Origin of the sequence: Methanosarcina sp. 1.H.T.1A.1 (assembly GCF_000979295.1) — an archaeon.
Taxonomy (GTDB): domain Archaea; phylum Halobacteriota; class Methanosarcinia; order Methanosarcinales; family Methanosarcinaceae; genus Methanosarcina.
In genome coordinates this window covers 1-6,800 of sequence record NZ_JJQY01000038.1, presented here as the reverse complement: position 1 = coordinate 6,800, position 6,800 = coordinate 1, and the positions used below count along the sequence as shown (strand labels likewise).

The window sequence follows — 6,800 nt, the reverse complement described above, 5'->3', positions numbered from 1 at the left end:
GTGCATGAGCCTGTGTATGAGCCTGCCTTATTCCTTTATTTACACTCATATTTCCCTGCACCAGCTTTTCCCTGCCCATCAGAACCAGAGTTCCCAGGATAATCGAGATCAACAGCATGTTGTCAGGACTGAAGAGTATAAGGGAGGTGGCTCCTGCGCCCACCGCGGCTACGAAGGGGAAGCGTACGCTGGAATTGAAATACTGCTCTATGGTCAGCACCACAAAAAGTGCAGTCAGCACAAAAGCCATGCCCTCGAGATTGAGGTCCAGCATGGAGCCAAGCACTGCTCCGAGTACCGACCCTGTGATCCAGTAGAGGTGGTCAAGGGCTGCAATATAGAAGTAAAACCTTGCCTTTGACCCGCCTGCCGGAACTTCGGTTGTGGTCAGAAGGGCATAGGTCTCGTCAGTTAATGCAAAGATAAGGTATGGCTTGACCTTCCCAACCCCGGAAAACTTTTCCAGCAGGGACAGCCCGTAAAAGGAGTGCCTGAGGTTCAGGAGCAGGGTAGCTATAACAAACTCAGTAAGCCCCGCCCCTGCAGCAAGTAAAGCTACTGCCAGAAACTGGCCTGATCCCGCATAAATAAAAAGGCTCATCAGGAAAGCATAAATCCAGTGATATCCGGCACCGTTAAGCAGGAATCCAAAAGCCATTCCGAGGGGTATGTATCCGAGAAATACAGGAACCGTGGTCTTGAGGGCACTCATGAAAAGGTTCATATTACCTTCCCTTATTTCGTGCCTTTTTACCTCCTTTTCAGTCATACTATCTCTTCTGTTACCCTTTTTCCGTAATTTTTCCTGAAGAATGAAAAACATAAATTGTATTTATTATATTTAAATGTAATGAAAAAAAATAATAATTATTGTCAGATTAAGGCAAAACTTGATGATTTATTGTGATTTGGAAGAGCCTTTCAAGCTCCCCTTCAAGGCTGGAACTGACCGATTTCGATCAAATTAAAGCTTAGTCTTCAACCGCACAGACGGGTTTTTAATTGAATTGAATTGGTTCGTAAGGTCTGACCACATTGATATATAAATAACCTCATATTTTATTACATGGGGGTTCTCCAAAGACTGAATGTTTTTATCCTGCTGTTTTTGATACTTTTTATTGCATATATCCGGTATCTGACTGACTTTTATATCGTCGAGGATCGGTCTCTATTGGACGCTCTTCTTACCTCTTTAATTGTAGTTTTTCTAGCCTATATAATAAATTCCCTTACCGGAAATCTTATCCTGAGAAGAGTTTCCGCTTCCAAAGACAGATACACCCTGAGGAAAACGGTATCTATCCTCATCACAGTACTTGTTTTTGCCTCCCTTTTTGCAATCTGGGTTGAGAGGACCAGCACACTGCTTATCGCTTATGGGATCCTGAGTGCCGGAGTTGCAATCGCCCTTCAGGACCTTCTGAGGAGCATAGCCGGAGGAATTCTCATAATCATATCTCATCCCTTTAAAGCAGGAGACCGAATTCAGGTAGGAGACAGTACAGGGGATGTGCTGGATATAGGGAGTTTCAGCACCACAGTTATGGAAATCAAGGAATGGGTGGACGCAGACCAGTACACTGGCAGGATTCTCCATATCCCGAACAGTTTTGTCCTCAACCAGACGATTAAAAACTATACGAAGGACTATTCCTTCATCTGGGATGAAATCCGGATTTTGCTGATTTACGGCAGTAACTGGAAAAAAGCCGAAGAAATTGCCCTCAAAACCGCAGGTCCGATCGTAGTAGAGTTCGAGGATCTGGCGCAGAAGGAGCTCCTTCTCATGGGAGAAAAATACTTTATTACAACCTATGATGTGCAGACAAAACTCTACACGAAGATGCAGGAAAACTGGATCGAAATGCGGTTGAGGTATGTAGTAGATCCCAGAAAAAGGAGAGCAATCAGCCACCTTCTGATCTCAAACATCCTTGAAGCTCTGGAAAAAGAAGAGGATATTATGGTGGGAACCGCTACGAGTATCGATCTTATGAAGTCTCCGGATAAAGGATGAGGTGCGAAACAGCACATATATTTATAGATAGTAGGGAGTTTCACTCCCCGAATTGAGACTCGCCCGAATTGAGACTCGCCCGAATTGAGACTCGGGAGTACGCGGTCCTTTTCGCTGCGCTCAAGAGGACTAATTGATGGATTGTAGCAGTGAGATTCGCTATGTCAAGTGGTCTGAATAATAAATATTCATGACCAATACAACCTTATTCGCCTTAACGAGTCGTTCCTGTTACGCTCGACGCAGGAGAGCGGCCTTACAAAAAATAGGAAGACAGAAGAAGAAGAAGAAGAAGAGATAAAAGTAACAAGTAAAAACGACTAAGGACTCCTTTAAGAAATTAACATGTAAAAGTGACTAGGGAAACTGATAACTTTCTGCTGTTTTCTGCTGTTTTCTGCTGTTTTCTGCTGTTTTCTGCTGTTTTTTCAGGGCCGCCAGACAAGTTGGCGGAGGCATCCGATAATGCATGAATTTAAAACCGGTTTCTGGGGGTAAATGGAAGTATTTATCGGACATGCAGGATTATTTCTTCAGTTCTTTTTTTACCTGGCAGAAGGCCGGTTACAGCCCTGTGTGGTAGGGGAAAATAATCCGGAAATACTATTTCCAACGTTCTGGATAATATCAAAAGATTAATAGGAGACTGCCAGGATTTTTCGTCAGATTTTTCTGGTTCCTGCACATTTCAATTCATTAGCCAATCAGAGGAAAAGGAAACAGAACTTCATGTTGCCGGGCTAAAGGTTTGAAGAACTACATAAAATAAAGAACTGCATAAAATGGGCTCAAAGCTCGAGATTCCTCCGAAAATCCGTATTGAATTCGGAACCTTTCCGAGCTACTGTATTTAACTGGAATTTCTCCGGGTCGTAGCATTTGAGTCACTGTTTTCCTCTATTGGAGGAATGTTGAGGATATGGAGTTGTGGAGGCCTGATCCCATTCTTCTGGAATTCTATCCAGGTTCTTGTGTGTACATCGGATTCAAACTTGAATTCATCTCTTAGATCATTTACATATGCTTTAGCCCTTAACCTGGTATAAAACGGAAGAGCTTTGTGCAGCAGGGTAACAGGTCTTTTTTTTGAGATGTAAACATATTTAGAGCTTACAACTGCTTCCCGCAAGATCCTCATTGCAGGCTCTACATCTGACTCTCCTGCAATATACAGGTCTATTACAACCATCATTTCCGAAGCCCCATAATTTCCACTGGCAACACTTTCATTGAATATCAGGCTATTCGGAGCCGTGACAGTATTATCATCCGGGGTGACCAATTTCGTTGCCCTTAGCCCTATATCAGTGACTTCACCATAATAATTTCCAAGGGCGATTTTATCCCCTATCTGGTACGGTTTTTCAAATGTAATTACAATTCCTCCGACAAAGTCTGCAAAAAGGTCTTTAACTCCAAAACCGATGGCTGCACCCAGAAGCCCTGTAAGGAGGAACAGTTCCGGCCCGAAAATTATGAATATTTGCCTAAAAATATAATAAAACGCCACAATATAGATTACAAACTTTACCACAGGGATAATCAGTTTTACTTTTACCCTTCCACTTTGGTTCATTTTTTCCGAAAGCTTTGATAAAAGTATGGTAATAACCCTGCCGAGCACATAGGCAATAGAAAAAATCAGGAACATAGTTATGAGGGTTTGAGTATCTATAGACCTGATGGTTTCCAGAAATTGCTGCGCACTTGTGTCTCCATTTGCCATTTACCACACCAGCCTCAGTTTTTCCATATAAGCAACGACGCTGTGCAGGGCTTCAGGCCTGACACGGAAGGAACCGACTTCATCTTTAAAAATTAGTTCCTGATTTAGAAGCCTGAAGATAATTTCATCCGTTCTGAATGCAGAACCTATCATTTCGGCAATTTCGGCTTTTTCCAGAGCCTGGTATGAAAGGATCAGGCTTAAAACAAAGGCTTCTTCGTATTCAAGCTCTATATCAAATGAAAACTGCCCTACATCTTCAGGCTGTATCCGGGGATAATCAAGCCCAAGCTCCCAGATCTTCCATGCAATGCCGGGGTTGCCTTTTGATTCCTGGTAGATCTTTTCAAATACCCGGTCTTCAGCAGTTTGTGTTTCTTTCTTATTCAGGAGGCGGCTCTTAAGGTAAGGGGTGTTTATTTTCGGGACCGGGATGAGGATTTTCCTGCCCAGCGAGGAAAACTCAAGCGGATATTTTACAATGTATATGAGAGGCTCTTCTTCGGACTCTTTACCGTTATAAAATCTGATCTCCGCTTTTCCATACCTTTTGAAGATAAAGAGCCTGAGATTTTCTTTCTCGAAGGCAGGGATGAAGATCTGTACCGGAAAATACCTCTCGAGTCCGAAGGCTTCGTTTAAGTATCTCCAGGAATAAAGGTTCCAGGTAGTGATGAATAGCCTTTCCTGAGAGCTTATCATGTCCAGAAACTCATAAAATATGTCAAAACCGCCGGGTTTTCTCATGTACAGATAGTGGCAGTTGTCAAAGAGAGCTATTCTTTTAGCGTCATCCGGAAGGGAAATCTCCTTTCTGTCCCGGACAATTTCGGAAAAAGTGATTCCTGTAGCCCTGCTTAAATTTATCTTCTCTATTTCACCAAGCAGAGTAGTCTTTCCTGCAAGAGTCCCGGCTACTATGGCTATATTCAGTTTTTTCCCTATCTCATAATCAGCAATTGACGCCTGTATTTCTCCAATTTCGTCCCGCAGTCCGAGAACCTCGACGAAACCGTTTTCTTCAGAGCCGCTGTGCTGAGTCCCCACTGTATCCCCTATTTTATATTCCCTGTATTGTACTTAATAGATACTGCTGATATTTTTGCCAGAATTAAGTTATTTTCAGGAACAGGACTCTTTAAGGTAGTCGCAGGACTTTTTAAGGTAGTCACAGGAATCTTTAAGGTACTAATTTAGTGGAAACGAAATTCGGCTGGAACTTTTAAATATTTATAGCCATTTATAGAGTCTGAAATTTATTCTTAAAAATTTACTCCTCACTTTATTTACTCAATTGAAAACCCCATCCCCTTTCAGGAGAAATAGCTGTGGATGACTGGATGATTTCAACTCTTATCTTTTTTCTTGCTCTCCTTATAGTTTACCTGCTCATTAAATACATCAAATTGAAAGGCAGGGTAGAATCCCATGCAAGAGACCTGTATGAAGCCTGGCAGACCCGGGAGATGGAACGTCAGGTCTCCGAAAAAGCTGACACTCTCTTCAGGACCTGGAAGCTTGACGAGGAGAAAAAAATCCGCCAGGACGCCGTAAAGAAAAGCGAAGCCGTAATCCGCGGCAAGGTCACGGAACACCTGATCCCTTATTTCCCCGAATTCGAATACAACCCCAAGGACGCGAGATTCCTCGGCACCCCTGTGGACTTCATTATCTTTGACGGCCTTTCCGAAGGAGAAATGAATAAGGTGGTCTTTGTTGAGGTGAAATCAGGAAAAACCTGTGCTCTTTCCCCGAGAGAAAAGCTTGTCAGGGAGTGCATCAACAGAGGAAAGGTCAGTTATGAGATCATTCACAACCGGGAATAATTCACTTTTGTTAACTTTTTTCCCGGACCGCTTTATAAAAATCAATAGTTTTATCCGTGTAAAATTGATAGTTCTATTCGATGAATGACCGACATGAAACGGAAAGTATGGGTCATAATTCCATGAATCGTGTTCCCGGCTGGAATGAAGAGCTTGAATCAGCATTTTCTGCCTACAAAGGTCCATACATTGCCGGAAGAGTCGTATCCCGGCATAAAACGGTCTGTGAAATTCTGATTCCAGGTGCTGTCGTACAGGCAGGAATTTCCGGGGCACTCCTGCGAATTGGCAAACAACCGGTAGTAGGGGATTTTGTAGTTTTACTGGACCAGCCGGAACTGGGCTCACGCATAATTGTGAATATCCTCCCCAGAAGGACCTGCCTGTCAAGAGGGGCTCCGGGGGATGGGAGCGGGGAGCAGGTGCTTGCTGCAAATCTTGATACTATCTTTATTGTAACTTCAGTGGGAAAAGACCTTAACCTTCGAAGGCTTGAAAGGTATCTTACCGTTGTGTATTCCTCCGGGGCAAGCCCGGTAATTTTGCTGAACAAAATCGACCTTGCGGATGACCCTGTCCTGATAACAGAAAAAATACAGTCTATTGCAGGGGACGTTCCGGTTATTCCTTTAAGTGCCCTTTCAAAAGACGGGCTTGATGCACTCAGTCCTTATCTCAACCCCGGGGAAACAGTGGCACTTATAGGTTCCTCCGGCGTTGGAAAATCCACGCTTATCAACGCTTTTTTCGATGAAGCTATCCAGAAAACCGCGGATATCCGAAAAGACGATGAGAAAGGAAGGCACACAACCACAGTCCGCCAGCTGTTCCTGCTTCCCAACGGCGCAATTGTTATAGATAACCCGGGGATCAGGGAAATCCAGCTTGGAGACTCTTCTGACGGCCTTGAAAAAGCGTTTCCCGATATTGTCCATGCAGCCCACAGCTGCAGGTTCAAAGACTGCACCCACCATGATGAACCTGGCTGTGCTGTCCTGAAGGCAGTAAAGGAAGGGCTTATTCCGGAGGAGCGGCTGGACAGCTATCACAGGTTAACCGACGAACTCATATTCCAGTCGAAAAAATCCGAAATCGGCCTGAAGCGGCTTGAGAAAGAAAAATACAGGGAAATTGCAGTGACCATAAAAAAGTATAAGAAATTTAAGGGGAAGCCATAAGATGAAGGCAACTGTCTCTTATACACATCTCCGAGCCCACGAGACGGACT

6 protein-coding genes are annotated in these 6,800 nt (G+C 43.7%); 3 read left to right on the top strand and 3 right to left on the bottom strand.

Annotation, left to right across the window (positions count from 1 at the left end):
- A partial coding sequence (locus tag EO95_RS03965) for an AzlC family ABC transporter permease (protein ID WP_048132391.1) occupies positions 1-769 on the bottom strand: 769 nt, incomplete at its 3' end.
- A gap of 405 nt (positions 770-1,174) precedes the next feature.
- Here EO95_RS03965 and EO95_RS03960 point away from each other — a divergent pair.
- Positions 1,175-2,020: a mechanosensitive ion channel family protein gene (locus EO95_RS03960; protein ID WP_235282850.1), complete on the top strand. Its 846-nt coding sequence runs from the start codon at positions 1,175-1,177 to the stop codon at positions 2,018-2,020.
- An 850-nt stretch (positions 2,021-2,870) separates the two neighbouring features.
- On the opposite strand, the gene EO95_RS03955 is transcribed toward EO95_RS03960, so the two are convergent.
- Positions 2,871-3,746: a mechanosensitive ion channel family protein gene (locus EO95_RS03955; protein WP_048132387.1), complete on the bottom strand. Its 876-nt coding sequence runs from the start codon at positions 3,744-3,746 to the stop codon at positions 2,871-2,873.
- A complete protein-coding gene (locus tag EO95_RS03950) occupies positions 3,747-4,793 on the bottom strand; it encodes a hypothetical protein (protein WP_048132385.1) in 1,047 nt (348 codons plus the stop codon).
- 281 nt (positions 4,794-5,074) lie between these two features.
- Here EO95_RS03950 and EO95_RS03945 point away from each other — a divergent pair, with 281 nt between their 5' ends.
- Positions 5,075-5,572: a Holliday junction resolvase-like protein gene (locus tag EO95_RS03945; RefSeq protein WP_235282849.1), complete on the top strand. Its 498-nt coding sequence runs from the start codon at positions 5,075-5,077 to the stop codon at positions 5,570-5,572.
- 80 nt (positions 5,573-5,652) lie between these two features.
- The gene (gene rsgA, locus EO95_RS03940; RefSeq protein WP_048132382.1) at positions 5,653-6,750 is read left to right on the top strand and encodes a ribosome small subunit-dependent GTPase A; all 1,098 of its coding nucleotides are present in this window, start codon (positions 5,653-5,655) and stop codon (positions 6,748-6,750) included.
- The last annotated feature ends 50 nt before the right edge of the window (positions 6,751-6,800 follow it).